Source organism: Paraburkholderia fynbosensis (assembly GCF_902859935.1).
In the GTDB taxonomy this organism is placed as follows: domain Bacteria; phylum Pseudomonadota; class Gammaproteobacteria; order Burkholderiales; family Burkholderiaceae; genus Paraburkholderia; species Paraburkholderia fynbosensis.
Genome location: NZ_CADIKI010000011.1, coordinates 223,957 through 250,775 on the forward strand (window position 1 = coordinate 223,957; position 26,819 = coordinate 250,775).

At 60.7% G+C, this 26,819-nt stretch carries 25 protein-coding genes and 4 pseudogenes; 14 read left to right on the forward strand and 15 right to left on the reverse strand.

Annotated elements, in window-relative coordinates; all coding sequences use genetic code 11:
• Positions 1-178: 178 nt before the first annotated feature.
• The 5 genes from HV770_RS19930 to HV770_RS19950 all read right to left on the reverse strand — a co-directional run bounded on the left by HV770_RS19930 (position 179) and on the right by HV770_RS19950 (position 6,013).
• Positions 179-1,315 (reverse strand): mannitol dehydrogenase family protein, encoded by a 1,137-nt coding sequence (locus HV770_RS19930; RefSeq protein WP_175162387.1) that lies wholly within the window; start codon positions 1,313-1,315, stop codon positions 179-181.
• A gap of 44 nt (positions 1,316-1,359) precedes the next feature.
• Positions 1,360-2,370 (reverse strand): zinc-binding alcohol dehydrogenase family protein, encoded by a 1,011-nt coding sequence (locus tag HV770_RS19935; RefSeq protein WP_175162275.1) that lies wholly within the window; start codon positions 2,368-2,370, stop codon positions 1,360-1,362.
• Between the two features lie 63 nt (positions 2,371-2,433).
• Complete coding sequence (locus HV770_RS19940) at positions 2,434-3,378, reverse strand: ABC transporter substrate-binding protein (protein ID WP_175162389.1); 945 nt, start codon at positions 3,376-3,378, stop codon at positions 2,434-2,436.
• Between the two features lie 83 nt (positions 3,379-3,461).
• Complete coding sequence (locus HV770_RS19945) at positions 3,462-4,478, reverse strand: ABC transporter permease (protein WP_175162277.1); 1,017 nt, start codon at positions 4,476-4,478, stop codon at positions 3,462-3,464.
• Positions 4,475-6,013, reverse strand: a complete 1,539-nt coding sequence (locus HV770_RS19950; RefSeq protein ID WP_425497456.1) for a sugar ABC transporter ATP-binding protein — start codon at positions 6,011-6,013, stop codon at positions 4,475-4,477. The genes HV770_RS19945 and HV770_RS19950 overlap by 4 nt, the downstream gene beginning before the upstream one ends.
• Before the next feature lie 560 nt (positions 6,014-6,573).
• Here HV770_RS19950 and HV770_RS19955 point away from each other — a divergent pair.
• The 5 genes from HV770_RS19955 (at position 6,574) to HV770_RS19975 (ending at position 9,801) form a co-directional block, all read left to right on the forward strand.
• Positions 6,574-7,269 carry a FadR/GntR family transcriptional regulator gene (locus HV770_RS19955; protein ID WP_175162281.1) on the forward strand — a complete coding sequence of 232 codons (696 nt, stop codon included), beginning with the start codon at positions 6,574-6,576 and terminating at the stop codon, positions 7,267-7,269.
• A 524-nt stretch (positions 7,270-7,793) separates the two neighbouring features.
• Positions 7,794-7,937, forward strand: a complete 144-nt coding sequence (locus HV770_RS19960) for a hypothetical protein (protein WP_175162283.1) — start codon at positions 7,794-7,796, stop codon at positions 7,935-7,937.
• A 533-nt stretch (positions 7,938-8,470) separates the two neighbouring features.
• Complete coding sequence (locus HV770_RS19965; protein WP_175162285.1) at positions 8,471-8,722, forward strand: hypothetical protein; 252 nt, start codon at positions 8,471-8,473, stop codon at positions 8,720-8,722.
• A 360-nt stretch (positions 8,723-9,082) separates the two neighbouring features.
• On the forward strand, positions 9,083-9,265 hold the full coding sequence (locus HV770_RS19970) for a hypothetical protein (protein WP_175162287.1): 183 nt from the start codon (positions 9,083-9,085) through the stop codon (positions 9,263-9,265).
• Between the two features lie 137 nt (positions 9,266-9,402).
• Positions 9,403-9,801, forward strand: a complete 399-nt coding sequence (locus HV770_RS19975) for a hypothetical protein (protein ID WP_175162289.1) — start codon at positions 9,403-9,405, stop codon at positions 9,799-9,801.
• On the opposite strand, the gene HV770_RS19980 is transcribed toward HV770_RS19975, so the two are convergent.
• The 3 genes and pseudogenes from HV770_RS19980 to HV770_RS39795 form a co-directional block, all read right to left on the reverse strand.
• The gene (locus HV770_RS19980; protein WP_175162291.1) at positions 9,789-10,175 is read right to left on the reverse strand and encodes a DUF3022 domain-containing protein; all 387 of its coding nucleotides are present in this window, start codon (positions 10,173-10,175) and stop codon (positions 9,789-9,791) included. The genes HV770_RS19975 and HV770_RS19980 overlap by 13 nt on opposite strands.
• A gap of 423 nt (positions 10,176-10,598) precedes the next feature.
• A complete protein-coding gene (locus HV770_RS19985) occupies positions 10,599-11,132 on the reverse strand; it encodes a hypothetical protein (protein ID WP_175162293.1) in 534 nt (177 codons plus the stop codon).
• Positions 11,133-11,289: 157 nt separating this feature from the next.
• Positions 11,290-11,862 (reverse strand): annotated as a pseudogene (locus HV770_RS39795) (IS6 family transposase).
• A 257-nt stretch (positions 11,863-12,119) separates the two neighbouring features.
• Between HV770_RS39795 and HV770_RS38780 the strand changes: the two are divergent.
• The 9 genes and pseudogenes from HV770_RS38780 to HV770_RS20030 all read left to right on the forward strand — a co-directional run.
• Positions 12,120-12,484, forward strand: a pseudogene (locus tag HV770_RS38780) (IS3-like element ISBvi4 family transposase); the annotation flags it as partial.
• Between the two features lie 415 nt (positions 12,485-12,899).
• A complete protein-coding gene (locus HV770_RS19995; RefSeq protein ID WP_175162295.1) occupies positions 12,900-13,403 on the forward strand; it encodes an SUF system Fe-S cluster assembly regulator in 504 nt (167 codons plus the stop codon).
• Positions 13,400-14,848 (forward strand): Fe-S cluster assembly protein SufB, encoded by a 1,449-nt coding sequence (gene sufB / locus HV770_RS20000; protein WP_175162297.1) that lies wholly within the window; start codon positions 13,400-13,402, stop codon positions 14,846-14,848. Before HV770_RS19995 ends, sufB begins: the two co-directional genes overlap by 4 nt.
• 27 nt (positions 14,849-14,875) lie before the next feature.
• Complete coding sequence (sufC, locus tag HV770_RS20005) at positions 14,876-15,667, forward strand: Fe-S cluster assembly ATPase SufC (protein WP_175162299.1); 792 nt, start codon at positions 14,876-14,878, stop codon at positions 15,665-15,667.
• The gene (sufD, locus tag HV770_RS20010; protein WP_175162301.1) at positions 15,664-17,007 is read left to right on the forward strand and encodes a Fe-S cluster assembly protein SufD; all 1,344 of its coding nucleotides are present in this window, start codon (positions 15,664-15,666) and stop codon (positions 17,005-17,007) included. The genes sufC and sufD overlap by 4 nt, the downstream gene beginning before the upstream one ends.
• Entirely contained in the window at positions 17,004-18,257 is a 1,254-nt protein-coding gene (locus tag HV770_RS20015) for a cysteine desulfurase (protein WP_175162303.1), read from the forward strand. Before sufD ends, HV770_RS20015 begins: the two co-directional genes overlap by 4 nt.
• Positions 18,254-18,706 (forward strand): Fe-S cluster assembly sulfur transfer protein SufU, encoded by a 453-nt coding sequence (gene sufU / locus HV770_RS20020; protein ID WP_175162305.1) that lies wholly within the window; start codon positions 18,254-18,256, stop codon positions 18,704-18,706. Before HV770_RS20015 ends, sufU begins: the two co-directional genes overlap by 4 nt.
• 8 nt (positions 18,707-18,714) lie before the next feature.
• Positions 18,715-19,083: an SUF system Fe-S cluster assembly protein gene (locus tag HV770_RS20025; protein WP_175162307.1), complete on the forward strand. Its 369-nt coding sequence runs from the start codon at positions 18,715-18,717 to the stop codon at positions 19,081-19,083.
• A 1-nt stretch (position 19,084) separates the two neighbouring features.
• A complete protein-coding gene (locus tag HV770_RS20030) occupies positions 19,085-19,405 on the forward strand; it encodes a Rieske (2Fe-2S) protein (RefSeq protein ID WP_175162309.1) in 321 nt (106 codons plus the stop codon).
• Between the two features lie 26 nt (positions 19,406-19,431).
• Here HV770_RS20030 and HV770_RS20035 read toward each other — a convergent pair.
• The 7 genes and pseudogenes from HV770_RS20035 to HV770_RS20065 all read right to left on the reverse strand — a co-directional run.
• A pseudogene (locus tag HV770_RS20035) lies at positions 19,432-19,745 on the reverse strand (IS110 family transposase); the annotation flags it as partial.
• Positions 19,746-20,117: 372 nt separating this feature from the next.
• Positions 20,118-20,563, reverse strand: a pseudogene (locus HV770_RS20040) (SET domain-containing protein); the annotation flags it as partial.
• A 215-nt stretch (positions 20,564-20,778) separates the two neighbouring features.
• The gene (locus tag HV770_RS20045) at positions 20,779-20,982 is read right to left on the reverse strand and encodes a tyrosine-type recombinase/integrase (RefSeq protein ID WP_425497458.1); all 204 of its coding nucleotides are present in this window, start codon (positions 20,980-20,982) and stop codon (positions 20,779-20,781) included.
• Positions 20,983-21,062: 80 nt separating this feature from the next.
• Positions 21,063-22,256, reverse strand: coding sequence for a porin (locus HV770_RS20050; RefSeq protein WP_175162391.1), 1,194 nt, complete (start codon positions 22,254-22,256; stop codon positions 21,063-21,065).
• Between the two features lie 190 nt (positions 22,257-22,446).
• Positions 22,447-23,811: a c-type cytochrome gene (locus tag HV770_RS20055; protein ID WP_425497454.1), complete on the reverse strand. Its 1,365-nt coding sequence runs from the start codon at positions 23,809-23,811 to the stop codon at positions 22,447-22,449.
• 8 nt (positions 23,812-23,819) lie between these two features.
• Entirely contained in the window at positions 23,820-25,598 is a 1,779-nt protein-coding gene (locus tag HV770_RS20060) for a GMC family oxidoreductase (protein ID WP_175162311.1), read from the reverse strand.
• Positions 25,598-26,338: a gluconate 2-dehydrogenase subunit 3 family protein gene (locus HV770_RS20065; RefSeq protein WP_175162313.1), complete on the reverse strand. Its 741-nt coding sequence runs from the start codon at positions 26,336-26,338 to the stop codon at positions 25,598-25,600. Before HV770_RS20065 ends, HV770_RS20060 begins: the two co-directional genes overlap by 1 nt.
• Positions 26,339-26,819 lie beyond the last annotated feature (481 nt).

Sequence of the window (26,819 nt, forward strand, 5' to 3'; positions counted from 1 at the left end):
AAGAACAGATGGAAATTGATGGAATCGCGCGAACTGCTGCCGAGCGGTTCTATTCGTTGGTCATGTAGGATTCCATGCCATTGCACAACGTCTCGCCTTGCCGACCTTATTGCAACACAACCCATCCAAACGCTCTGTGAGTCTCGTCTGCCAGCCCGCAATCCGCTGCATTGATCGCTTAAGGGCTGGTGGCCGCTTCCCTCAGTCGCGGTTGTTCGATCCCGGCACCCGTGCCTTTCGCAAGAGACGCTGCCAGTTCCAGCAAGGGCACAATTCTCCGCTGCTTTTTTTGCGGGTGATTCTGCGCGATATCGGCGATCCGATGATGGAGAAAAGGATTGAGGAAGCGTTCGCGCACTTCGTCCAGATAGGCAAGCGCATCATTGCGTTTCCCCAGAGCCTGGAACACTGGCAACACTTCGTCCATCCAGACCGCTTCAAGCGCGGCACGAAGCACAGGGTCGTTCATTGCGTGGTAGACAGTCTCGTCTGGCGGCCTGCCGTCGCGCAACCAGCGTTCGGCGAGGAACGTGTGCCCCAGGTTCAGAAAAAACAGCTTGAGCTGCTCGAAATGCCTCAGATCGTCGGTCAGCGCGATTGACGCGTGTACGCAAGGCAGCTGCAACCTCGGCTGCCTTTCGATTGCCCACAGCGCGTAAGGCTCCGCAACCGCCCCGACCGGTTTGATCGACTCGGATACGATCCGGTCGACCAGCGAATTGGCCCACACGCAATGCTCGGCCAGGTAGTGAATGAAGTCACCAGGCAAGCGCCATTGCGATGCGAGTCTGACAATAATCGCGCGTAGTGCATCGCCGTTCCTCTCGACCAGTTCACAAGGAAAGAGGGATAGCGGTGCATTGGGCTGGCTTTGCCAACGTCCGTACAACAGGACTAGCAGTTTCGCAGGAAAGCTGTACGGCGCGCGCGCCTGAGCGGTTGCAGCGCCTGCGTCGTCGCGTTCGTCGAGCTGGTAGCCGCTGTCTGCCGTGTTGGAAACAATGACCTGCACCGGTCCGCTTACGGCCTCACGGATCCGCGTCCAGTCGGTTCGCGCATGAGCTGACTGGCGGATCGCACGACAGGAAAGCGTCTGGTCGAGTACCGTGCCTCGAAGTAGGCCGCGTATTTGCACCGGATAGGCGTTCCCGCTTGCAAACGCGGCGGTGCGCGCGGCGCTATCCGCGCTGTCCGTGGTTTGCACGACGGCGATGCCGCCGAGCGCATCGCCTGACTCCAGAGCCTGCGATACGAACAGGTCGACGTGCGCCTGCAGGAACCGGCTGGTGCCGAACTGAAGGATCGGCTGTATCAAAGGCTCTGATGCAGTGCGTGAGCCTGCGTCGAGCCCGGGCATGCTTAGCATTCCACGATCGCCTTGACGACGCCGCCGGCGGGGTCGAGAAGCGTAGCGAAGCTGGCCGGCACGTCGGCGAGTGCGAGTCGATGCGTATTGAGGGCCAAGTGTGGAATATGCCCTGCACGCATCGCCTCGACGACCGTCTCAAAGTCCTCGACCGTTGCGTTCCGACTGGCAAGCAGTGTTGTCTCGCGTTTGTGGAACTCCGGATCGAAAAACGTGATGGTGTCGGACACGATCGACACCAGCACGTAGCGGCCGCCATGCGCGACAAACTCGAAGCCGCGCTCCATCGCCCTGGGGTTGCCCGTTGCGTCGAAGACGACATCGAAGAAATCGCCATCTGTGATTGCCGAGAGTCGGCTCTTGTCGTCCTCCCCGATCTGCACCGCCGCCGTGACGCCGAGTTGCTTCACGCAAAAATCAAGCCGGTCGGCACGCGTGTCGAGCGCCGTCACTGTTGCGCCGCGCAGCTTCGAAAACGTGAGCGCCGCCATGCCGATTGGACCCGCACCGACCACAAGAACCCGCTCGCCTTCCTTCACGTCGCCACGCCGGACCGCATGTGCGCCGATCGCAAGAAACTCGACCATGGCCGCCTCGTCGAGGCTGATGCCTTCGGCCTTGTGGACAAACTGCGCGGGTACGCTCAGGTACTCTGCGAACGCGCCATCCCGGTGTACCCCGAACACCTGAATGTTCACGCAACAGTTGGTTTTTCCGCGACGGCATGCGATGCATTGTCCGCACGACAGATACGGCATCACATAGACCGGATCGCCTGCGACCAGTCCGCTGTCGACCGGTGCCTGTTCGACGAGACCGGACAACTCGTGGCCCATCACGCGCGGATAGGCCAGATAGGGCTGATTTCCCGTAAAGATATGCAGGTCGGTCCCGCAAACGCCAACGCGCTTTACGCGCACCAGCACCTCGTTATCACGGGGTACAGGCTTCATTCGTTCATGGGCGCTCAGCGTGCCGGGCGTCTCGCATATCACCGTAAGCATAGCAATCCTTGTCTGACTGGTCGTTGGCGGGCGCTCAAGCGGGCTGGATCCGCTCGGGCCACGTCAATACAGCACGTTCTTGGCAACCGGCTGGTCGATGTTGTCCTTCGTTACAATCACGACGCCGGTATCGCGGTCCTTCGGCACGGGCTTTTTCTCGATCAGACTGATCACCGTTTTCACGCCGAGATCGCCCATCTGGTACGAGCCCTGCACGGCGGTAGCGGCGAGCGTGCCGTCCTTGACGAAGCCTTGCAGGTCCTGATTTCCGTCGAATCCGATCGCCACCACCTTGCCCGCCTTGCCAGATTGCTCGAGTGCGCGGCCCATGCCTACCGCCGTCGGTTCATTTGCCCCGAAGATTCCTTTCAGATCCGGATTGGCGGTGAGCGTGTCGGTGGTCTGGTTCAGCGCGGTCGCCATCTGCGAGTTCGAATAAAACGGACCGACCACCTGCAGTTGGGAGTGCGCCTTAAGGTAATCCCGGAAGCCGCCAACGCGGCCGATCTCCGAGCCCGCGCCCGCGACATACGACATGATGGCAACCTTGCCGGTCCGGCCGACGCGATCGATCAACGCCTTCGCGCATAGCTCGCCGGCCTTCTTGTTGTCGGTCGACAGGAATGACTGATAGTACTGCTTGCCAGAATCGGCCAAGGCTGAGTCGATGATCACGACCGGGATGTGCGCTTCCCATGCCTTCTTGACGGCAGGCACCAGCGCGTCGGGATCGGACGGTGCAAGCACGATTCCGGCGACCTTACGGTTCACCGCGTTCTCGACCATGTTGACCTCATCGGCAATCGCCGTTTCGGTCGCCGGCCCCTGGAATGTCATCGTGTAGCCCTTGGCGCCGCCGATGGCTGCATTGGCGCCTTTCTGGACGTTTTGCCAATAGTTGGAATTCGAGGTCTTGACGATGACGGCGATCTCGCCACCGGCGGCCTGGGCGAGGCCGGTTGCCAGGGCCAGGGTTGCGGCCAGCAGGCCCAGTTGAAATGTGCGCATGTCTCTACTCCTACGGAGAAGTTGTTGTCGTACGTGGACTTCTCGGCGCTGCAGACCTTCACGTTCCGATGCGCCGATGGATCTCACCGGCGGTTGCGGAGCTGGTCAATCCAGACAGTGCCTAGAATGACCAGGCCGATGATGATTTGCTGAATGAAGCTGGACACTCCATTCATATTCAAGCCGTTGCGCAGGATGCCGATCACAAAGGCGCCGATGGCGGTCCCGGAAATCGTTCCAACGCCTCCCATCAGCGAGGTGCCGCCGATCACAGCACTAGCAATGGCGTCGAGTTCGTACATCACGCCTTCATTCGGCTGCGCGGTCAGTAGCCGGGACATCAGCACGCAGCCGGTGACCCCCGCGAGCGTGCCAGACAACACATACGTGAACATCGTCACGCGCGCGACGTTGACACCGGACAGCCTCGCGGCTTCCGCGTTCGAGCCGACGGCATAGATGTGACGGCCGAGTGTTGTGCGACTTAGCATGATCGATACCGTAACGGCGATGACGATCATCAGCAGGACCGGGTAGGGGATACCGGGGAACGTCACATCCGGAAATCCGTCTGCGCCGATGGTCTCGATCCTGAAGAGCGATCCGTTGCCGAGCACGCCAAATGCTTCGCCCAGTCCCGACACCGGGCGCGCGCCGGTGATTTGCAGTGCGAGGCCGCGGGCCACCAGCATCATGCCGAGCGTGGCGATGAAAGGAGGCAGGCGCATGCGCGTCACACACAGGCCGTTGACGGCGCCGCACAGCCCACCGACGACGATGCCGAGCAGCATGCCGACGGTGACGGGCATGCCGGCTCTCACCGCAAGGGCCGCGACGACACCCGCGAGCGCGAGCACCGAGCCCACTGACAGGTCGATGCCACCCGTGATGATCACGCAGGTCGCGGCAACGCCGAGGTAGGCGATTGAGGTCACCTGCAGCGCGACGGTCATGGCGTTGTCGACCGTATGGAACGCCTCGCTGGTGGAGGAAAACACCGCGATCATGACAATCAGGCTACCGAAGGCGGCGAACTTCTGGATCAGATCCTTGCGCCGTTCGTTGACGTTGGCAGGTGTGGGTCCGGTGACCGTGCTCATCGCGAGACTCCTGGGGCACCTGATATACCCGATGTCCCTGACTTGTCGGAGTTGACCGTGCGACCCGACGCATAGTGCATGATTTCTTCCTGGCTGGTTTGACGGGTTTCGAGAATCGTCACGAGTTCTCCCTCGTGGAAGACGGCGACCCGATCGGTCATGCCGAGTATCTCGGGCAGTTCCGAACTGATCATCACGACGCCGATGCCCTGCCCGGCCAATCTGTCGAGTAGTTCATAGATCGCGAATTTGGCGCCGACGTCGATGCCGCGCGTCGGCTCGTCGAAGAACAGCACGCGTGAGTCGCGGAACAGCCACTTGCTGATGACGACCTTCTGCTGGTTACCGCCCGAGAGATTGCGTGCGATTTGCCTGATGCTGGGGGTGCGTATTCCGAGCGCGTCGATGTAACGTTGCGCCACCGCAGCTTCTGCAGCGAAGCGGATAAATCCGAAGCGGTTCGACACCGCACCCAGGTTAGCAAGGGTGATATTGCTTGCGACCGGCATGTTGATCGACAGACCGCTGGCCTTGCGGTCCTCGGACAGATAGGCAATGCCGTGCCGGATTGCATCGATTGGCGAGCGGATCGCGAGGGTTTCTGTGCCGAGGTGCACCGTGCCGCTATCGAGTGGGTCGGCACCGAAGATGGCGCGGGCCACTTCGGTCCGGCCCGCGCCCAGCAAGCCAGCGAAGCCAAGAATTTCGCCGCGCCGTAGCTCGAAACTGACGGGGCCGAACACGTTCGTGCGTGTCAGTCGGTCGACGGACAGCAGCACGTCGTCGGTGGGCACCGACGTGCGCGCCGGAAACTTGTCTTCAAGTGAGCGCCCGACCATGCGCGCCACGATCTTGTTGATCGTGGTGTCGTGAAACATGTCGGTCGCAACATACCGCCCGTCGCGCATCACGGTGACCCGATCGACGATCTCGGTCATTTCATCGAGCCGGTGTGAGATGTAAATGATTCCGACGCCGGCACGCTTTAGCTCGTGAATGATCTTGAAGAGCTGAGTCGTTTCTTCTTCCGTGAGCGATGAAGTCGGTTCATCCATGATCAACACTTCGGCGTCAAGCGACAGCGCCTTGGCGATCTCCACCATTTGCCGTTGCGCAACCGATAACGTGCGCACCAGCGTCCCCGGCTCAATGTCGACGCGAAGCCGCTCGAGGCAACGTTGGGCGTCGGCGTGCAAACGCGCACGATCGACGAAGATGCCGCGGCGTGGTTCACGTGCAAGAAAGATGTTTTCCGCCACCGATAACTGGGGCACCAGGTTCAGCTCCTGGTGAATAATTGCGATGCCCGCGGCTTGGGCTTCGAGCGAGGACGTGAAGTGACGTTGGCTGCCTTTGTAGATGAGGGTGCCATCGTCGGGCGGGTACTGGCCGCTGATGATTTTCATCAGCGTTGACTTGCCCGCGCCGTTCTCGCCGCATACGGCGTGGACTTCGCCGCGCCTTAGATCGAAACTGACGTTGTCGAGCGCGAGTACGCCAGGAAAACGTTTGGTGATGTTGTTGAGCCGCAGCAAATCGGCTTGATCACCGGAGCGCGTGTTGCCATGCGGAGCGTCGGTGGCGGATCCCCACACCGGGTCGGACGACTGAGTTGCGGTTGCCGCTCGGCGTTCATCCACGATAAGTTCGAAACCGCGGAAATGAACGGAGTCGGCCCGCGCTGGGATCGGGCGACGGGGGGCGGGCTGGGCTCGGAAATCCAGCAAGTCTGTCTCCATTTTTGTGACTTCGCACGAGTGGCTACGTTGGGCGTTCCTGCCGGATCGGTCCCGTGGTCGACGACGGCGACGACGAGCGGCCACGACTGTCAGGACCGATTCCAGCATAGGTAAAGCCGATTAATTGGTCAAGTCACTTTAAACCCTGATGTGGGTAGAGCTTCTGCTGCAACGCGAAGCGCGCCATGTCAGGCTAACCCCGAAGCCTTTGCGCGTCGAGGCACGTTGGCATAGGACAATGTCAGGAAAGGACATCGTATATAATTCTTCTAGCTGATATTTTGGAAATGTGGCCAGACCAATTACACACAAACGCTCGCTCAGGGCTGGCGAGGTAAACCCCCGGGAGAGGGCATTTGACAACACAACTGAAGCAGGTCGAAACCAGGCGCCTGTACCAGCACATCGCCGATCAGATTCGCTCCCTGATTCGATCGGGCGGCTTCGCGCCAGGAACGCGTCTGCCGGCGGAGCGCGATCTCGCGCAGCAACTCGGCGTCTCGCGGCCGTCGGTTCGAGAGGCGCTGATCGCGCTGGAGATTGCCGGCTCTGTCGAAATTCGCCAGGGCTCGGGCGTGTACGTGTGCCGCGTGCCCGACCGCTCGTCCAGTACGACAGCCGCAATGGGCGAAAGTCCGTCAGAGTTGATGCAGGCGCGGGCTGTCCTGGAAGGGTCGGTGATCGTGCTGGCTACCGCGCTGATCACACCAGATGGGTTAGCCCAATTGCGCGAGACCCTTGATGCAATGTGCACGCAGGTGAAAGCGGGACTTTCGCCGCTGGAGCATGACCGTGCGTTCCATGTGTGCATTGCGGAAATGAGCGGAAACTCGGTGCTGGTACGGATGGTGGCCGAATTGTTCGACGAACGGCATAGCCCCATTTCGTCTCGCCTCAGCGGACACGCGGAAACGAGCCAGACCTGGCAGGCGGCGCTTGAAGAACACGAGGCAATTTATCGGGCCCTTGAGGAGCGAGATCCGCTAGCCGCGCAGGCGGCCATTCGTCGCCATCTGAAGGCGTCAGAGGCGCGATGGATCGAGGCGGGTTGAAAGTATTTCGGCGCGTCGGAGAGGACGGTTTCTGATGTTTTCTTTCCGGGAGTGCTTTCTCTTTGGTAACTCAACCGAAGGCTCTTCCGCGTGACGGTTCTCACGGCCTGCTGCCAACTGAAGCCTGATTCGACAGTCACTTCAAGCGCGAATCCGTGATACTCATACGTGCGCGTCATGGCCAGCTCCGCTCTCACTTGCCGTGCCTGCATTCGCGGATACCCGTTCGGCGCATTGCCAAACTGACGCGAGAAGCCCTCACAGATCGGCTCTACCTCCAGTGGACAAACTGCTGCGCATCGGCCGTCGGCGCGCCCCATGCGGCGAAGACCGGCGTGTCGAAGCCAATCAATCGAGCCGGTCGATGCGCGATTTGTCAGCCATGGTCGATCAAGCGACGAAAGCGCACTGGGACGCAGGAGTGCGCGTGTCCCTATTGCGGCCGCGGTTCATGTGGTCGTCGACTTCGGCGGCACAGCCGAGCATGCGCGGATACGCACGCGCATGAAACGGGCGAGTGGCGTTTGACGCCGGACGTCACCGGTGACTTTGAAGAACTGATAGCTCTTTATGACGTGCAACTTGCCCGCGCACCACTGCATGCCGAAGAGCAACTCAGGGAGTTTTTCGCAGGAACGGAAAGCTCGCCTATCCTCGTCGAGGAGTAACTCTCGCGCCGCTGCACTAGATCGTGGGTATTTGAATTCAGGCTATGAAACGCCTGATGGGCGCAGCCAGCGTGTCTGCACAGCATTGCGAGGTTGAACCGGTTCAGCCGGCATCCGACCGCAGCGCGGCAGTTGGAAACGGCTCGCGACTCTTATGCGAGCGGCTGCGCGCGTTGGTTGTCCCGTTGCCTCATGAATTCGTCGCGCTTGCGGCGCGTAGGCAGCAAAGGGCAGTCCAATGCATCGGGCAGAACGGCCATCTACGCGTCCGTTTTACCAGCGTGAATGTTGACCGCGTCTACGGGGTCGGTGGCGAACCGCTCGCGATTACTCGGCCAGCCGGTCTGGAGGCTGTTCGGCGAAGAGGACATTCATGAATACGGCGCGTGACTCCCTGCGGCTCAGTCCCGACGGCCTCATCGCCACCTTGGACTCTCCACGTGGCGCATGGGGCGAGACAGAACTACTCAGCTTTTGCATTACAGCCATTCAATGACTATGCTTTGATCCCGTTCCGCGCATGCGAGACCGCAATGACAACCGCTAATGTACGTCGGTATGTGGTCAATACGCAGGAAACGTATGAACGGAATGCGTGGCGATCGGCTTTCTTTGTGGGCGTCGACGATCCGGATCCCGCTGCGGCGTTCTTTGGCGAAAGCAATCCTGGCCCGCTGTTTAGTACGGCTGACGGGGCCGCAACCGCTGCGCTTCGCCGCGGAGTTGAATTTGCCAGCGGACTGCCCGACCCCGCCGTGATCGGCCTGTTGACCCTCTATCCATAAGTGCGCTTCGCGCCGCGAAGGCAGGCCAAAGGTCTGGCGCAGTTCTGTCCGTTGGCATCACTGTCGGCCTCTTCAAACCGCGATGTATATACATTGTCTTTGTAACTTGTACCGCCGCCGTCGATACATGCAGGGCACGCGCCGGTATCGCGCAGCCTGTCTGGCTATTTCCAGCGTCGGCGTGCAGGCATGAGGCACGCGGTTTGCATGAGTCAGTGAGGCTGACGGTACAGGCGACACGAGCCGGCAACGAATGCGGATTGGCCGAGATGCGCGATGCCAGTTCCGGCAGCGACATAGCTGCGACCACGACTGGATTCCGCCGACAAACGGATACCGAAACGATAGCAGGAGCCCTCGATGAAACTGCACATGAAATATGCCGCGATCGCGGCATCGATTGTACTTCTCGCGATTGGCACAACGGCCTGCAAGCGCGCAGACAATAGCAGCGATGCAGGCAGTTCGGCGGTCGGCGCCAGCGGGACGATGAGCGCTCCCGCCACACCAGGCGCCATGGGCGCGAGTGGTGCCAGCCAGTAGCGGAAATGGAGACAGCCGGCGTGTCGCCGCGTGATTCACGTTGCGCGCCGGTCTGGACGTCAGGTATTGGCGCTGGCGATAGTGGGCAGCACGCGACCAGCGGCCGGGAGTCCTGACAGCCGGGCGGGGGAGGTCGAATGCCAACCGGACACGGCCGTTGCCGTCTGACCCGCACCGTGATCAACACGTCTGGCGAGCAACAGATCACGCTGGCCTACCCATGCGGACAGACCTGCGTCGGCATTCCAACCTTCCTCAATGTCCACGCGGACGCGGGGCGTGAATCCGTCGCGCACTCCACCGGCTCAGGACTGCCTCGACGGTCATGGATGGCGCGCGCCGCGAACCTTGAGCGTGCCGTCACGGGCTCGACGCTATTCGGCTCCCGTTCGTTGTCGCCAGGAATGCCGTTCCAGTTCCGCGAACCTCTTCACCGCTCCATCGACTCCGCAACGGGAACCGTCGGGTCGTCGTTCGCGCATGGGCACCACGGTGACCCGCCTGCCGGATGTCCGTTTCGACGCTACAACTCGTAGGGAGCGTCCGGTATGTCGAGCAGCGCATCGTCGACGTCGAGTTCAACAGAGCATGCGCCTTGCAGCGGTGGCGGATCCTGTTGCTCGCTAAAGCGCGCGCGAACCAGTTCACAGAGTCGGTCGCGGACCACGGCACGTGAGGACGTATCAAGGGCTGCATAGCGATCGATCTGTTGTCGGGAGAACCGGACGGTGATGGCACACCGCGCATCAAGGGACGCATCCCTGTGCGACTCCACCACCCACGAGAGGTGGATGAAAAAAACTGACCCCTCGTCATAGCTGCTGACAGCGGCTGCCTTCGCGGACTCAAAGACTTCCGAAAGCGCCAGTTCGATTTCTTCGATACGTTGGGGCAAATCTATCTGGTTCATGATTACATCCTTGTAGATTCGGCTGACCGGGATACATAAGCGTCCCGGCAAACGGCCGGATACATGCGGTCCCCGAACGGACCGATGCCCAGCAATATTGAGGATCTCCGTGCCGCTGAAGGCCGAGGCTAAAGGGCATCATCGGCATATGAGCATCTCAATCGTTTCCGTATGACATGTTGCGCGGCGAACGGCGTGTCTGCTCGTCTGCCAACTCACACACGCCGACGCTCACGCGTTCATGCGCTTTCCGGCGAAGTAACGCTCGGCATCGGAGCGAGGCGCTACGCACATCACGGATGCGAGCCGAGCGTTGGGCGAGCTGCGCGACGGCGCAGATTCATCGGCGGGGCCGTGCCGTATATGCGGTGATTCGATCAGGGCAGAGCGGATTTTGCCCTCACTTCTCGCCTGACGAACCGGTTACGACGAGCCGTCCGAATCCACTTTAGCCACGTTGGATACCCGGCGCTCCAGTTTCATGTACATGTCCGCCGCTACGATGCCAAAGACAATGTGAACGAGCGCGCTGACCCAGTTCCGCGCCTCCGCGAACCACGGAAAAAATTGGGTCATGCCATAGAAATTGATTATGTAGACGATCACGCCGAAAACGGCACCCGCGAACGTTGCCATGCCCACGCTCGAGTCGAGACTGAACGACACCGCGATCAGGCTGAGGATGAGCGCGAGAACGATTGCAAGGGCAAAATGGACGATGAAGGCTGCAAGGACAATGCCCACAGAGAACGCATGCGGCGATTGCAATGCGCCACGACCCAAGATGATAGCGGCGATCATGCGTGGCGGTTCCGTCAGGCTCTGGCCCGTCACGAGCGCCGTCAGAAAAACCCCCAATATGAGGAATATCGCTCCGGCGATAACCCCCGCCAGGGCGGCTGCCCGCCAGTCGGGCTGACGGTGCGTGAAATGATGGGAATCCAGGTGAAGTTCCACAATTACTCTCCCGATCGATCCGGATAATTCATTTTAGGTCGAGCAGTCGATCCTGCCGGATGCAAGCGCGTGGACCTGTGGCGCCAGCGTGCGCGAAATCGGGCTCCGGTGCAAATAGGCGGTCTGGAGGAGATCTTTGCCATATAGAAAGGATACCTCACGAAGCGGACAGGACGGCCTTCCAAACTATGGGTGCAGCGGTATCTTTGAGGCCGAGCTTCGCGAGACTGAATTGGCCTTTGCGTCGAGTCCTCAGGCAGCAAGCCATCGGACTTCATCTCGCGCACGGTGCGATCCCGCGTAACCATCGAGCGTGATGGTCTTCGGTGGCTGGCCTTGATGCTTGATTGCCTTCCTGAAAAAGGCTTTTGCCGCCTTCACGTCGCGCCTGGCGCTGAGCATGAAATCTACCGTCTGCTCCTGCCGATCTACTGCCCGATAAAGGCAGACGCACTTACCGCGCAGCCTGAGGTAAGTCTCGTCGACACGCCACGTCTGCCCGGTGGGCCCGTCAAAGCGGTTCCACTGTTTGACGAACTCCCGGCGCAAAGCGCCGCACCCAGCGGAGGATCGTCGTGTGCGCCAGCGATAGACGTCGTTGCGCCATCGTCTCGACCAGATCGCGCAGGCTAAGCTTGTAGCGCAAGTACCAGCGAACACACAGAATGATCACATCGCGGTCAGAGTGACGGCCTGCGAACAGTTCGTCAAAGCTCTTCAGCTTGCTCATCGTCGGCTCTCAATTCGTTCAGTCCGATACCTTAACCGATTCGCCCCGCGCTATTTGCACCATGTATGGACGACTCCCTGTTGCGAAGCAGTCCGGGTTCTCCGGCATCAGGTCGAGGATGCAGCCATGTACCCGGGCTCGGTTCGCAGCGCTCGCTGCAGGCCCACGGTGAATATCCGCGAGCAGGTGCCCCCATCAGAGCCACGGGCTCGATCGAGATCGGTTGAAAAAAGTGGATGCCAACATTCCGTAAAAAGGAAATCGAAGCTGAGTTGGCACGGGTCAAGCGGAAGCTGGCTGAAAGCGAAGATAGAGCGTGATTTGCTAAAAAATGCACGGTCTGCTTCGCGAAGCAGTCGCGGCGAGGTACGGCACGATTGAGCAGATGCGACAGGGACTATGTTGTGCCGCCGAAGTGCGGGCTGCCGGGTGTTTCGGTAAGTGGATATGACACATGGCACAAACGTCCTGCATCGCCCCGGGCATAGCAGGACCCACGCCTCGAAGCCGAGGTACTGGCGGCGCGTCAGCGCATGCACGAAGCTTCGGAGCAGAGCGTCTGCGGAAATACCTCGACGGGCACGGCGCGCGAGTCGGGGTTCGCCAGGTTCGGCGCAACCGGCCAGGCGTGCTTCGAATTGGTCGTCGCCTTGAATTTGCGCGTTTGCCTGAAGCGCAGCCCGAGCTTTTTGCGCAGTCGCTTTATGCCTTCACGCGGATTGCGGCTTTTAAATTAGTTTTCGATATTCTGGATATCGAACAACTGACGTCTCGTTGGGCGAGTGGGTGTTCGCGGTCGATCGAGCGCGGCTCGCCAGAGTGGTCCGTCACGAAGACCAATACGCTGACAAGGTTATATACACAGGTCTAGAATGAAATTGGTGTTGGGCCATCCGCGAAATACTTCTCCCGTAACGAAAGCAATTCGCGACGTGGCTAGGAATCCCCACAGAGGACAGTGTCGCTCCCCAAACGTGCGGATTTCGTTTCGAGGTAATCAGGACCAATTGGGTCCTGATTAAACGGGAGATGTTCCGATGTTGCGCATGAGCAAACTTGCCGATTACGGCACGGTGATCATGACCGCGATGGCGCGCGATCCCGATGCCGTCCACAGTGCAAGCAGCATTGCTACGGCGACCGGCGTCGCGAGGCCTACGGTGTCAAAGGTGCTGAAAGTGCTGACGCGCGGTGGTGTCGTGGAGTCGCTGCGTGGCACAAACGGCGGTTACCTGCTGCCGCGGCCGCCCGGGCGGATCACGCTGGCGGAAGTAATCGCCGCTGTCGACGGCCCCATCGGGATGACCGAATGCAGCACGACGCCGGGCCTGTGTATCCAGGAGGCGGCGTGCGCGGTGCGCGCCAACTGGCAGAAGATCAATCGCCTGATTTACGAAGCGTTGCAGCAGGTCACGCTGGCGGACATGGCGGGCCCCGCGTTGCGCGCAGTCGATATCAGCGCGATCCGCGCCCGTAGTATCCCAAGCCGCCGCGCGGGCGCGATGCCCGCCAGCAGATCGACTGACGGAGGCCACGCATGAGCGCATCCACAACCGGGTTCGATGAACTGATCAGCCGCGAATACCAGCACGGTTTCGTGACCAATCTGGAGGCCGATGCGCTTCCGCGCGGGCTGAGCGAGGACGTGGTCCGGCTCATTTCGGTGAAGAAAGACGAGCCGGCGTTCATGCTCGAATGGCGACTCGCGGCCTATCGCCACTGGCTCACGATGACCGAGCCGCATTGGGCGACGGTCGAACACCCGCCTATCGATTATCAGAACATCGTCTATTATTCCGCGCCGATGACGCAGAAGAATCGTCCGAAGAGCCTCGATGAAGTCGATCCGGAACTGCTGCGTACCTACGAAAAGCTGGGCGTGCCGCTGAGGGAGCGCGAACTGCTGGCGGGCGTAGCGGTGGATGCGGTATTCGACAGCGTGTCGGTAGCAACTACGTTCCGCGAAAAGCTGGCGGAACTCGGCATTGTGTTCTGTTCGTTCTCGGATGCCGTAAAGCATCATCCCGAACTGGTGCGAAAGTATCTCGGCTCGGTCGTGCCGCACACGGACAATTTCTTCGCTGCGCTCAATTCCGCCGTGTTCAGCGATGGGTCGTTCTGCTACATCCCGCCGGGCGTGCGCTGCCCGATGGAATTGTCGACCTACTTTCGCATCAACGCCCAGAACACAGGGCAGTTCGAGCGCACGCTGATCGTCGCGGACAAAGGCGCCTACGTGAGCTATCTGGAAGGCTGCACCGCGCCGATGCGCGACGAAAACCAGCTGCATGCCGCTGTGGTCGAACTGGTCGCGCTGGAAGGTGCACAGATCCGCTATTCGACGGTGCAGAACTGGTATCCGGGCGATGCATCGGGCAAGGGCGGCATCTACAACTTCGTGACCAAACGTGGCGACTGCCGCGAGGCGAATTCGAAGATTTCATGGACTCAGGTGGAAACCGGCTCGGCGATTACGTGGAAGTATCCAAGCGTGATCCTGCAGGGCGATAACTCGGTCGGTGAATTCTATTCGGTGGCGCTGACCAACCACTATCAACAGGCCGATACCGGGACGAAGATGGTTCACCTCGGCCGCAATACGCGCAGCACGATTCTGTCCAAAGGCATTTCGGCGGGGCGGGGAAAGAACGCGTACCGTGGCCTCGTGAAGGTCGGCCGTGCGGCGCAAGGCGCGCGCAACTACACGCAGTGCGATTCGCTTTTGCTCGGAAACCGTTCCAGCGCTCACACATTCCCCTATATCGAGGTCAAGAACCCGACCGCAAAGGTCGAACACGAAGCATCGACATCACGCATCGGCGAAGACCAGTTGTTCTATTGCCGGCAGCGTGGGTTGTCGCCGGAAGATGCGGTGTCGATGATCGTGAACGGCTTCTGCAAGGAGGTCTTCAAGGAGCTGCCGATGGAGTTTGCTGTCGAGGCGCAAAAGCTGCTCGGCGTCAGCCTGGAAGGCGCCGTGGGATAAACCTCAGCGATTCGAAGGATTCGGACCATGCTTGAAATCAGCAATCTGCAGGTCGAAGTCGACGGCAAGAAAATTCTGTATGGCATCGATCTGAGTGTAAAGGCCGGCGAGGTGCACGCGATCATGGGCCCGAATGGCTCGGGAAAGAGCACGCTTGCCCAGGTGTTGGCCGGGCGCGAGGACTTTGCTGTCACGGGCGGCGAGGTCTCGTATCTCGGCCGTGATCTGCTGGCGCTCGCACCCGAAGAGCGCGCACACCAAGGACTGTTTCTCGCGTTCCAGTATCCCGTCGAGATACCCGGCGTGAGCAACGTTTATCTGCTGAAGGCGGCGTTGAATGCGCAGCGGCGGTATCGTGGCGAGCCGGAGCTCGATGCGATGGAGTTTCTGCAACGGGTCAAGGAGAGGATGACGCTGATGCAGATGGACGAGAGTTTGCTGTATCGCGCCGTGAACGAAGGTTTTTCCGGCGGAGAGAAGAAACGCAACGAGATTCTGCAGATGGTCGTGCTGGAGCCCCGGCTCGCCATTCTCGACGAAACGGATTCCGGACTCGACATCGACGCATTGCAGATTGTCGCGCAGGGTGTCAACAGCATGCGCAGTCCAGAACGGGCGATCGTGCTCGTGACGCACTATCAGCGGCTATTGGACTACGTCGTGCCGGATCGCGTGCATGTGCTGGCGAATGGCCGGATCGTGAAGTCGGGGTCCCGTGAACTCGCGCTGGAACTGGAGCGTAGAGGCTATGGTTGGATCGCCGATGAAGTGGTGCAACCAGAAAATAGAGCAAACCAGGAAAGTGCGGGGCATCCATGAAAAACGAATCCCTCGACTACTTCCATCAGGCTTTTGCGCAACTCGCGCAGACGTTGCCCGGCGCTGAGATTCCGTGGCTGCGTGCCGCGCGCCGAAGCGCGTACGACCAGTTCGACGCGCTGGGTTTCCCGACCACGCGGCACGAGGACTGGAAATACACGAACGTGTCGGCGATCGGCAAGCGTTCCTGGCATTTCAGGGCGCAACGCACCGACCGCCTCGACCTCGGCGGCGATAGCGACGCGCGCCGCATCGTCGATGTACTCGAGCTGGACCCTGCCGGTCATCGACTGGTCTTTGTCAACGGTCGGCATGTGCCGCGGCTGTCGAAACTGAATGATTTGCCACACGGGGTATTTGTGGGCTCGCTCACCCGGGCGTTGAGAGAAATGCCACAACAACTGGAAGCGGCAATCGCCTCGCAGGCATATGTCGACGGCTTTGCCGCGCTAAACACGGCGTTTATGACGGACGGGTTTGCCATCGTGCTGCCCCCTGGGGAGGTCATCGATCAACCGCTGCAGATACTATTCCTGACCGACGAAGCGGGACTTGCGGTGCAGCCGTTCAATGTGGTGCTTGCAGGAGCACGCTCGCGCTGCATGATCGTCGAGCACTTTGTCGGGCTCGGCGACGACGCGTACTGGACTAATGCGGTTACCCGCATTGTCGCAGACGAGCAGGCGGACGTGCAGCACTACCGGTTGCAGCAAGAGAGCCCGAAGGCTTTTCATATCGCGTCGCTCGCCGCTGCGCAGCGACGCGGCAGCTGTTTTACCTCACATGCGTTTGCGTTTGGCGCCGCGTTGTCGCGCACGGGCATCCGCACTAGCCTGAACGCCGCGAACGCGCAAGCCGCGTTGAACGGTCTCTATTTCGTTGGCGGCCGGCAGCACGTCGATCACCATACGCGCATCGATCACGCGGAGCCGCACGGCACGAGTCGCGAATACTACCGCGGCGTGCTCGACGGCGCTGCGCGTGGCGTGTTCAACGGGCGCGTCATCGTGCATCGCGATGCGCAGCAAACGGACACGCATCAGGCGAATCACAACCTGCTGCTGTCACGCGATGCGGAAATCGACACGAAGCCACAACTCGAGATCTACGCCGACGACGTGAAATGCACACACGGCGCGACGGTCGGTCAACTGGACGACAACCAGCTGTTCTATTTACGTGCACGAGGTGTCGAGGAGCGCATGGCGCGGGCGCTACTGACATACGCATTTGCGCGCGACGTTGTCGAACGTGTGCGCATCGATTCGCTGCGTGAGCGGCTCGAAAACCTGCTGTTCGCGCGCACCCCGGAAGGCGAGCGCATCAGGGAGTTGCTATGAAGCCGATCGAACAGATGCAGACGCCCGATCCGCGCAATGTCGAGCACTGGCGAGCCGATTTTCCGATTCTGGGCGAGCGCATGCATGGCCGGCCATTGGTCTATCTCGACAATGGCGCCACTACGCAAAAGCCCGCCTCGGTCATCTACGCGGAAAACGCTTACTACCGGCATAGCAACGCCAATGTGCACCGCGGCGTGCATCTGCTGTCGCAGCGCGCGACCGATTCATTCGAGGCCGCACGCGCGAAGATTGCACGCCTCGTCAATGCGCAGCGTCCCGAGGAGATCGTATTCGTGCGTGGCACGACCGAGGCGATCAATCTCGTCGCCCAGAGCTATGCTCGCCCGCAGATCAAGCCCGGCGACGAAATCCTGATTAGCGCGATGGAGCACCATTCGAACATTGTGCCGTGGCAGCTCGTCTGCGAGCAGACGGGCGCGGCGCTGAAAGTCGTGCCGATCGACGATACGGGTGCGCTCGATGCCGACGCGTACGAGCGTTTGTTGAATGAACGTACGCGGCTCGTCGCGATGACGCACCTGGCCAACGCACTCGGCAGCATCAATCCGGTGGAGCGCATCGTTGCAGCGGCACACGCACGGGGCGTGCCGGTGCTGCTGGATGGTGCACAGGCAATCGCGCATCTGCCGGTTGACGTCCGCGCGATAGATTGCGATTTCTACGCGTTTTCCGGGCATAAGGTGTACGGACCGACTGGCATTGGCGTGCTATACGCCAAGGCCGCACTGCTTGAAGCGATGCCGCCGTGGCAGGGCGGCGGCGACATGATCCGCTCGGTAACCTTCGAGAAAACGGAATACAACGCGATTCCGTGGAAGTTCGAGGCAGGTACGCCGAACATTGCTGGCGCAATTGCGCTGGGCGCGGCGCTCGACTATGTCGATAGCATCGGCATGGAAGTCATCGCCGCGCACGAGAACGAACTGCTCGCCTATGCGACGGCCGCCCTGCGGGTGATACCGGGCTTGCGTTTTATAGGTAGCGCACACGACAAGGCAAGCATTCTGTCGTTCGTGCTCGACGGCGTGCATGCCCATGATGTCGGCACGATTCTCGATCGACACGGAATCGCCGTGCGTGCGGGCCATCATTGCGCGATGCCGGTGATGCAGCGCTTCGGCGTACCGGCTACCGTGCGCGCGTCGCTCGCCCTCTACAACACGCACCAGGATATCGACGCGCTGATCGAAGGCCTCGTCAAGGTCAGGGAGATATTCGGAACATGAGCGATCTGCGTGATCTGTATCAGGAGGTTATTTTCGACCACTACCGGCGGCCGCGTAACTGTCATCGACTGTCCGGTGCCAATCGCACGGCTGAGGGCTATAACCCGCTGTGCGGCGACCGGATGACGCTATATCTGCGAATCGAGGACGGCATCGTCAAAGAGGCCAGTTTCGAAGGCGCAGGCTGTGCAATTGCGACAGCATCAGCGTCGCTGATGACCGAGGCGCTGAAGGGCAAAACAGAAGCAGAGGCCGAAGCGCTGTTCGGGCGCTTTCACGACATGGTGACAACACCCGCTGCACGGCAGGCGGCAGCCGCGGAGATGGGCAAGCTGGCGGTGCTGTCCGGTGTACGGGAGTTTCCCGAGCGTGTGAAGTGCGCAACGCTGGCCTGGCATACGCTGCGCGCCGCGCTGCACGACGAGGACCGCCCCGTTTCGACAGAGTGAGGCAGACGATGAGCACATTCGACTGGCTGAAGCGCGCTGAGGCCGCACAACCCGGCAGCGGCGCAACAACTGAACGTCTTCAAGAGCGCGTGATCGACGCGCTGCGCACCGTATTCGACCCGGAGATTCCGGTCAACATCTACGATTTGGGGCTTGTTTATGGTCTTGACGTGGACGAAGCCGAAGGCCGCGTTGGGATTCGCATGACGCTGACCGCGCCCGGCTGCCCGGTCGCGCAGACCTTCCCGGCGACCGTGGAGGATGCAGTGTTTCCGGTGAGCGGAGTGAACGACGTGCACGTTGAACTGGTGTGGGATCCGCCGTGGTCGAGAGACCGGATGTCGGATGCGGCGCGCCTGCAATTGGGGATGCTTTGATATGTCCGACTGGGTCGATGTCGCCGCGATCGGGGATTTTCCCGCCGGGTCTGTTCGTAGCGTCGAGGTCGATGGCGCGCAGGTTGCTGTATTCAACGTCGACGGCACCTGTTACGCAATCGAGGATATCTGCCCGCACGACGGCGGCATCCTGACGGGCGGTGTGGTGGAAGGCGACGTGATTGTCTGTCCGCGACACGGTGCACGATTTTGCATCAGGACCGGAAAGGTGCTGGCGCCGCCGGCATATGAGGATGTGGTGGCGTTTCCAGTGCGGATCGAGGCAGGCGTCGTTCAGGTGCGTGACGAGCGGTGGGATTGAGGTGCGCAATCGGCCGGCTCTCGTTCGGTCACAGCTTCGCAGATGGCCGCTGCATCGGCTGCGTCGTTCTTGCCGCGCTTGCCTGACATCCGGTACGGCGCCACGAGCTTGGGCGCGATCAGCTTCACAGTGTGGCCGTGCTGTCGGAATATCAGCGGCCAGTGATGTGCACTGAACACGCTTCCATGCCAATGAGACAGGGCGTCAACTGAGCGATCAACGCGAGCAGTTGATCGCGTGGGACATGCGGTTTGATCTATATCGGCTTGCCGGTTTCATCCACTCCGTGAACCGCAAAGACGTTCTTGGCAAGATCGATTCCGATGGTGACCATGGACATGGACTTCCCCTCCTGTTGGTGTTGATGAAGGTTGAGACTTCATCACGGCACTTTGATGCCGAATTGCGGCTTGCGCCGCCGCCTCGGGACGGGAAATTCCCTTTCATTCGAATGGCGACGAAGCGACCTAGAACAGCCGCACGCTTTTTTTCTTGTCGGCCACCATCGGTGAAGGCCGATGCCCCGCCAATTTTCGAAATGGGATGGGTGCGTGTTCGGGATTCCCGTGCAGTCCTCGCTCCCTGGTCTGGTCTGATGGACGAGAGTAAAGGGCTGTCATTCGATAGTCGGCGTCGCGTCAAACCGATCGAAACATGGGTATGTGTGCAGCGCTAGTGCGTCGTCTGTGACGGTCGCACTAGCGAATGACGATGATCCCGCGTCGCTGCCCAGCATGGATTGCCGGCAGCCCGGAGCGCCGCAGCGACATGAATACTGGGCACGCACGTCGTCAGTGGTCGGGCCATCGACTGCCAGACTATAGTCGATGAAAAGCTCGTCGCCCGGCGCGATAGTGGTGAGCGCATGAATGAACACCCGCTCGTCCATTTCCATTGCCTCGCAGTTCGGCGCGCACGCATGGTTGAGAAAGCGGGCGCTGTTGCCCCGCGGCTGCCGTCAATCGCGCGACCATCCGACTGGCCGAAGACGAAAGTATGGCCTGCGCTAGACTGCTGACGGGCGACGGCGAGGCGCCAGTTGGTCACTTCATCACCCTTGTACTCGATAAGCCGTTCGCCCGCTGAGATAGGCTGCAGCGCGAATAGTCCCTTGCCATGTACGGCTGAGCGTCGGGCCGTAATGCGGCGCAAGCCCATGGGCATTTCCTTCGACGGGTTTATTCGTGAGTTTGATTCTCCAGCGTGGCGGAGGATTGCTGGTCGCCTGCGAACGCACAAGTGCCCAGATTTTGGCGCAACTAACGGTCAGGCGCGGCAGACTTAGGGCCGCGGCTTCGCCGCACACCGCTTGCAGAAAGAGGCCGCTGTATCGTCCTGGCGATCAGGGTTATTGCATCACGGACGAAGACCTGTCACTTCCGCGTCGCAAACGCCTCCTCGATCTGCCGCGCCCGGTCGACCTCATCGCTATGCAGGTAGATCGACGTCGTCGACACCGACGCGTGCCGCAGATTGTCCCGAATCGTCGTCAGCTCGGCCCCGCGCCCGAGGGCTTGCGTCGCGTGGGTATGGCGCGCGCCGAAGCCGTTGATGAAGTACGGGTTGGTGATCCGCAAGCGCAGCCAGCCGAAACACTTTTGCGTACGACGCGTTTCCTCAACACGTAGTACGCAAAATTAACGTACATCGCGCAATCTTAGAACCGATGCCGCACACCAATGCTGACGATCGCCTGCGACTGTGCCGCCGACGAGTGACCATTTCCCTTGTCGGTCACCGAGGCGGTCGCCGCCACCGGATTTCCGAGTGCATCGAGGGTCATCCCGGACGCATGCTGATAGCCGCCCATCAGATAGGCGGTAGAACGGTTAGACAGCTTGTACTGAGCACCGAGCGATACGGTGTGATATTGCGCTCGATCGTCTACGCCATCCACTTCGCCGCCTCGTGTATAGCTGTATCCCGCGAACAGCCGTAACTCAGGTCGCACGGTCCACTGCGCGAACACGCCCGCGACGTTGAACGTAGCGCGACCGTTGAACAGTGAATCAGCGCCCGAGCGGTACTGAACATTGCTGTAATTTACGCCAGCAAGCACTGGGCCGAAATCGTAAGTCGCTCCCGCCGCGACGATCTGCTGTGACTGCGCGCTCGCGTAGCCTTCGTTGATGGATGAATTGAATAAGCCGTCGTCGGTGGCGCTCCATTTTCCGGCGGTCGTATCGCCTGCACCGTTTTTAGTGTTGTCGGACCGCTCATAGCCGACGCCCACATGCACCGGACCATTCGCATACGACGCACCGACGCTCCACGTGTTCTGCTGTTTCACACTACCTGGCTGGCCGCCAAAACCGTATAGCGCGCCAAACGTGAACCCCGCGTAAGCCGCGCTGGTGTACTTGATCGAATTGTTGACGCGAGCCGTCTGATCGAGATCGTCGATATCGCCCGGATGCGCGCCGTAGCCGCCGACTAGCGCAACCGGTGCGACTGGACTCACGAAGTCATTCAGCGAAGTGTACTGACGACCCATCGTGATGGTCCCGTATTGCGCGCTGCCAATCCCCACGAACGCCTGACGCCCGAACAGACCACCGTTCTGACCGACCTTGCCGTTGGAGATATCGAAGCCGTCTTCGAGCTGGAACAGCGCGGTCCAGCCGCCGCCGAGCTGTTCGTTACCCTTGATGCCCCAGCGGCTTCCCGACAGATTGCCACTCGTGGCAGCCACATTCGAATGCCCGGTGTACGCGCCCGTCGAGCCGCTGCGTTCGTTGGTCCGATAAGTGATACCCGCGTCGACGATGCCGTACAGCATCACCGAACTCTGCGCGGATGCGATTCCCGCGAAGGACAGCAGGAGGGGCGTGGCAAACCAATGTTTTTTCATCATTGTCATGTGTTTGTTAAGGCGTCGATCGCAAGTCGCCTGAACGGCGATCTCGCGTTGTTCCGTGCGAGCGCCGTCCGCCTCGGGCGATGAGGCTGACTGACGTCGAACGGGAATCGTGAGGGCGTGAGGGGGCTGACGTCGTGCGCTGAACGTCAGCTACGTCAGCCCGTGCTGGCGTTACGGTCTACTAGTGGCGTGCCGCACCTGGCGGCAATTCGGGCGCCGTGACGCTGACCGTCCTGCGGACCTTCGCAACGTCGGAGGCCGTGACCGTCGAGCCGGTATTGCCCCAGCTCGTGCGCACGAAGTTGGTCACGTCGGCGACTTCCTCGTCGTTCAGACGCCATCCGAAGGCGGGCATCGTGAAAGTCGACGGTGCGGATTTCGTGCCCTTCAGCGCGCTGCCGGACAGCAGTACGTGAATGACCGATGTCGCGTCCTTGCCCTGCACGACAGGATTGCCGCTCAGAGCCGGAAATACGCCGGTGTAGCCGTGTCCGTCGCTGCGGTGGCAGGACGTGCAGTTGTCGCGATAGACCGCTGCGCCCGGTGCAGTGGCGTCGCCGGTGCGCAAAGCGTGCGCCGCTGTATCGTCGTATGCATGGGGCTTTTCAGCGGGATCGCTCGACGGCAGCGTCTTGATGTAGCGGGCCATCGCGGTGACATCGGCATCGCTCATGTACTGCGCGCTGTGCTGCACGACATCCGTCATTCCGCCGAATGCCGCGGCATGGGCCGTGCGGCCGGTCTTCAGGAATTGCACGAGTTCGCTTTCGCTCCATGCGCCGACGCCGGTGCGTGGATTGCCCCGCAGACTCGACGGCACCCAGCCGTCGATGGGTGCGCCACCGGCCAGATACGTCGGTCCGTCGAGGTCGTCCAGTGCGAGCTCCTGCATCGTCACGCTGCGCGGCGTGTGGCATGCGCCGCAATGGCCGAGACCCTGGACCAGATACGCGCCGCGTGCGAGAACCGGGTCGCTATAGCGGGCCGTATCGAACGCTTTCGGATCTGGGGCGAACAGGTGACGCCAGATGTCGAGTGGCCAGCGCATCGACAGTGGCCACACGATATCCACCGGACGGTTGTTTTGCGCGACCGGTGCGACGCCATGCGTGAAATACGCGTACAGCGCATGCATATCGTCGTCGCTCAGACGGGCATACGACGGGTAGGGCATCGCCGGATATAACGTCGCTCCATTCGGCCGCACGCCCGCACGCACCGCGCGATCGAACTGCGCAAAAGTCCACGATCCGATGCCAGTGTTGCGGTCCGGCGTGATGTTAGTCGAATAGATCGCGCCGATCGGCGTGTCGAATTTGAGGCCGCCCGCGAATGGCTTGCCCGACGGTGCCGAGTGGCAGGCGACGCAATCGCCGGCACGAGCGAGGTATTCGCCGTGCGCGATTAATCCAGCGTCTGACGTGGTGCCTGACTTGGCGGGTGGCGAGGCCTGCGCCAAATCGATAGCAGGCGGCCCGAACAACGCAGCGCAGATACCTGCCGTCCACACCGCGCGACGCAGATGGTTCGAGAAGATCGTCGTCATACGCATGCTCATACGCTCACCAGCGGACCGGGGTTCTTCAGATACTGCGTACGGATCGCACGCGCGGACCAGTAGGCGAGCGCGGCAACGAGACCCGTCGGGTTGTAGCCGATGCCTTGCGGAAACGCCGACGCGCCCATCACGAACACGTTATGCACATCCCAGCTTTGCAGATAGCGGTTGAGCACACTCGTTTTCGGATCAGTGCCCATCACCGCGCCGCCCACCAGGTGAGTGGTCTGATAGCGGCGCGAATCGAAATGTGCGCCATATTCGCGCGTATACACGTTGATTGCTTTTGGGCCCATCTGCTGGGCGATCTTGTGCATTTGCCCAGTGACGTAGCGCGCCATTGCGATGTCGTTGTCTTTCCAGTCGAACGTCATGCGCAGGAGCGGCTGGCCGTATGAATCGCGGTAGGTCGGATCGAGGTCGAGGAACACGTCACGATAAGACATGTTCGAACCGTGCGCATCCATCGAAACCGTGTGCGCGTAATGATCCTTCACCGACTTCTTCCACGCGCTACCCCAGTTCGGCGTACCGGCCGGCGTCGCAATGCCGCTGATCGGCTTCGTGCCCGCCTGGTTGACCCACAAAGGCGATCCACCGACAAAACCGAGCGGGCCGTGATCGAAGTTGTCCGCGTTGAAATCGTCGACGGCAACTCCGTTACCGCCCGCGCCGATGAACGGATTGGTGTACGTGTCCTTGTCGAAGAACGCGTTAATGGTCGACAGGTTCTGATAGGCGAAATTGCGGCCCACAACGCCTTCGCCGGAGATCGGGTCGTATGGCTTGCCGATGCCCGACAGCAGCAACAGATGAACGTTGTGATACTGGAAGGCCGCGACGATCACGAGATCGGCGGGCTGGAAAACTTCCTGGCCCGATGGCTCGACGTACGTGACGCCCTTCGCAAGCTTCTTCGAGTCGTCGAGATCGACGCGCAGCACGTGGCAGCGCGTGCGCAATTCGAAGTGCGGCGACTGCTTCAACGCAGGCAGGATGTTGACGTTCGGCGATGCCTTGGAATACATGTAGCACGCGTAGCCGCTGCAAAAGCCGCAGAAGTTGCACGGACCCATTTGTGCACCATACGGATTCGTGTAGGGACCGGAAGTATTCGCTGAAGGCAAACGATAAGGATGCAGCCCCAGTTCCTTCGCGGCTCTACCGAAACGCTCGGCGGAATAGGTGTTCAACTGCGCGGGCAACGGGAAATTGTCGCTGCGCGGCGCTTCGAACACGTTGCCGTCGCCGACAACCTTGCCGTTCACTTTATAGGCTTGGCCCGATGTGCCGAACACTTTCTCCGCGAAATCGAAATGCGGTTCGAGTTCGTCGTAGCTAACGCCGTAATCCTGAATCGTCATTCCCTCGGGGATGAACTTCTTCCCGTAGCGCTCTTCGTAGTGACTGCGCAGACGCAACTCTTCCGGCGTGATGCGGAAATGCACGCCCGACCAGTGCAGTCCGGCGCCGCCCACGCCTTCACCAGGCAGAAAAGCCGCAAGTTGACGATAGGGCAGCGCGGTTTCCATCACGTTGTGACGGATTGATACCGTGGTCTTCGACAGGTCCAGGAACAGTTTCTTGCGAACGTTGTATGTGAGTTCGTCGATCGTGTTCGGATACGCGCCGTCCGGATACGTATCGCGATACTCGCCGCGTTCCAGCGCGACCACTTTAAGCCCTGCCTCCGTGAGTTCTTTTGCGAGAATCGCGCCGGTCCAGCCGAAGCCGACGATGACCGCGTCGACATGCGGTTTGCTGTTGGTTGCCATCAGGTGCGTTTTCCTTCAATCGACACGGGACCATACGGATAGGCCTCGCCGTTCTGGTTGACGAAGTCCATGAAATCCGCGCGCGCGCCGGGGAAGCCGATCATTTTCCAGCCGCCCATGTCGCGATTGCCGCCGTGAATCGGGTCGCAGAAATAGCCTTCGCGGGTGTTTTGCAGCAGCTGCGCGAAGAACACGTTGGCGGGCACGTCAGCGAGATCGACGCCGCCTTTTTCGAGCGCGCCGAGTACGGTATCGCGGGTGGCGGCATCGAGTGCGTCGAAAGTCTTGGTGTAGGTTTTCGTGCAGTACGCGTTCACCGAAGCAATGCCGAGCCGATAGAGATCGCGCGGCACCAGCTTCAACTGGTAACCGAGTTCCGGCACGCCCTGCTGGAATGGGCCGTGCATGTACCAGAGCGCGCCATGCGCATAAGGCGTATCCATCTGACGGTCGATGAATTCGGGCACGCCGGCTTCAATCGCGCCGGGGCCTTCGCTGTCGACAGGAATCAGACGGTCGACGGCTGCGTGGACGAACGCCCACTCCTTCGCGTCGAAGAAGCGCGGTTTGTACCCAGCGCGGGGCGGGTTGGCACTGTTTTCGCCATTCGGGCTCGACGTGGACGCCGAAGGATTCGACGCGTTGTGCTGCACGTCGCAACCCGCCAGCGTGCCGGCTGGGACCAGCGCGATGGCCGAGCGCAGGAAGCCTCGGCGCGAGGTAAGAGGGAATTCGGGCATGTTCTCGTTTCACCAGAGTAGGGCGCGCAATCGCGTCCGCAACGGCATTTTGCCGCGGAACGATGATATTTGGAACCGGTTCCATAAGCATGTGATTATTTCGCAAAACGTTGTTGCGAAATGTGGCGAAATCGAATTGGGTGAGGTTCCGGGGCCTCGCACCCTTGTTCGGACGCAGAGCTCAGCGTCTTTGGGACGGGAGATCAATTCCCCTGTCGATGGGCGTTATGGCGTTGCGGCATTGCGTTATAACGGCCGGGGCATCTGATCAAGGCGGCAGTGAGCGCGTGCGTGAAATCGCGCGGCAAGCTGCGGGCCAGTCCGCGAGCGCAATCGCGGACGGGGCGACGCCAGAACAGCGTTGACGCGCAACCCGCATTTGCGTCACGCACTTTGATTGAGGAATTCGGCCGGATCGACAGGCGTATGGTGTTCGCTGTGTTTTTGCGTTGCTAGCATCGGTCATCGTCAAACAGGTCGT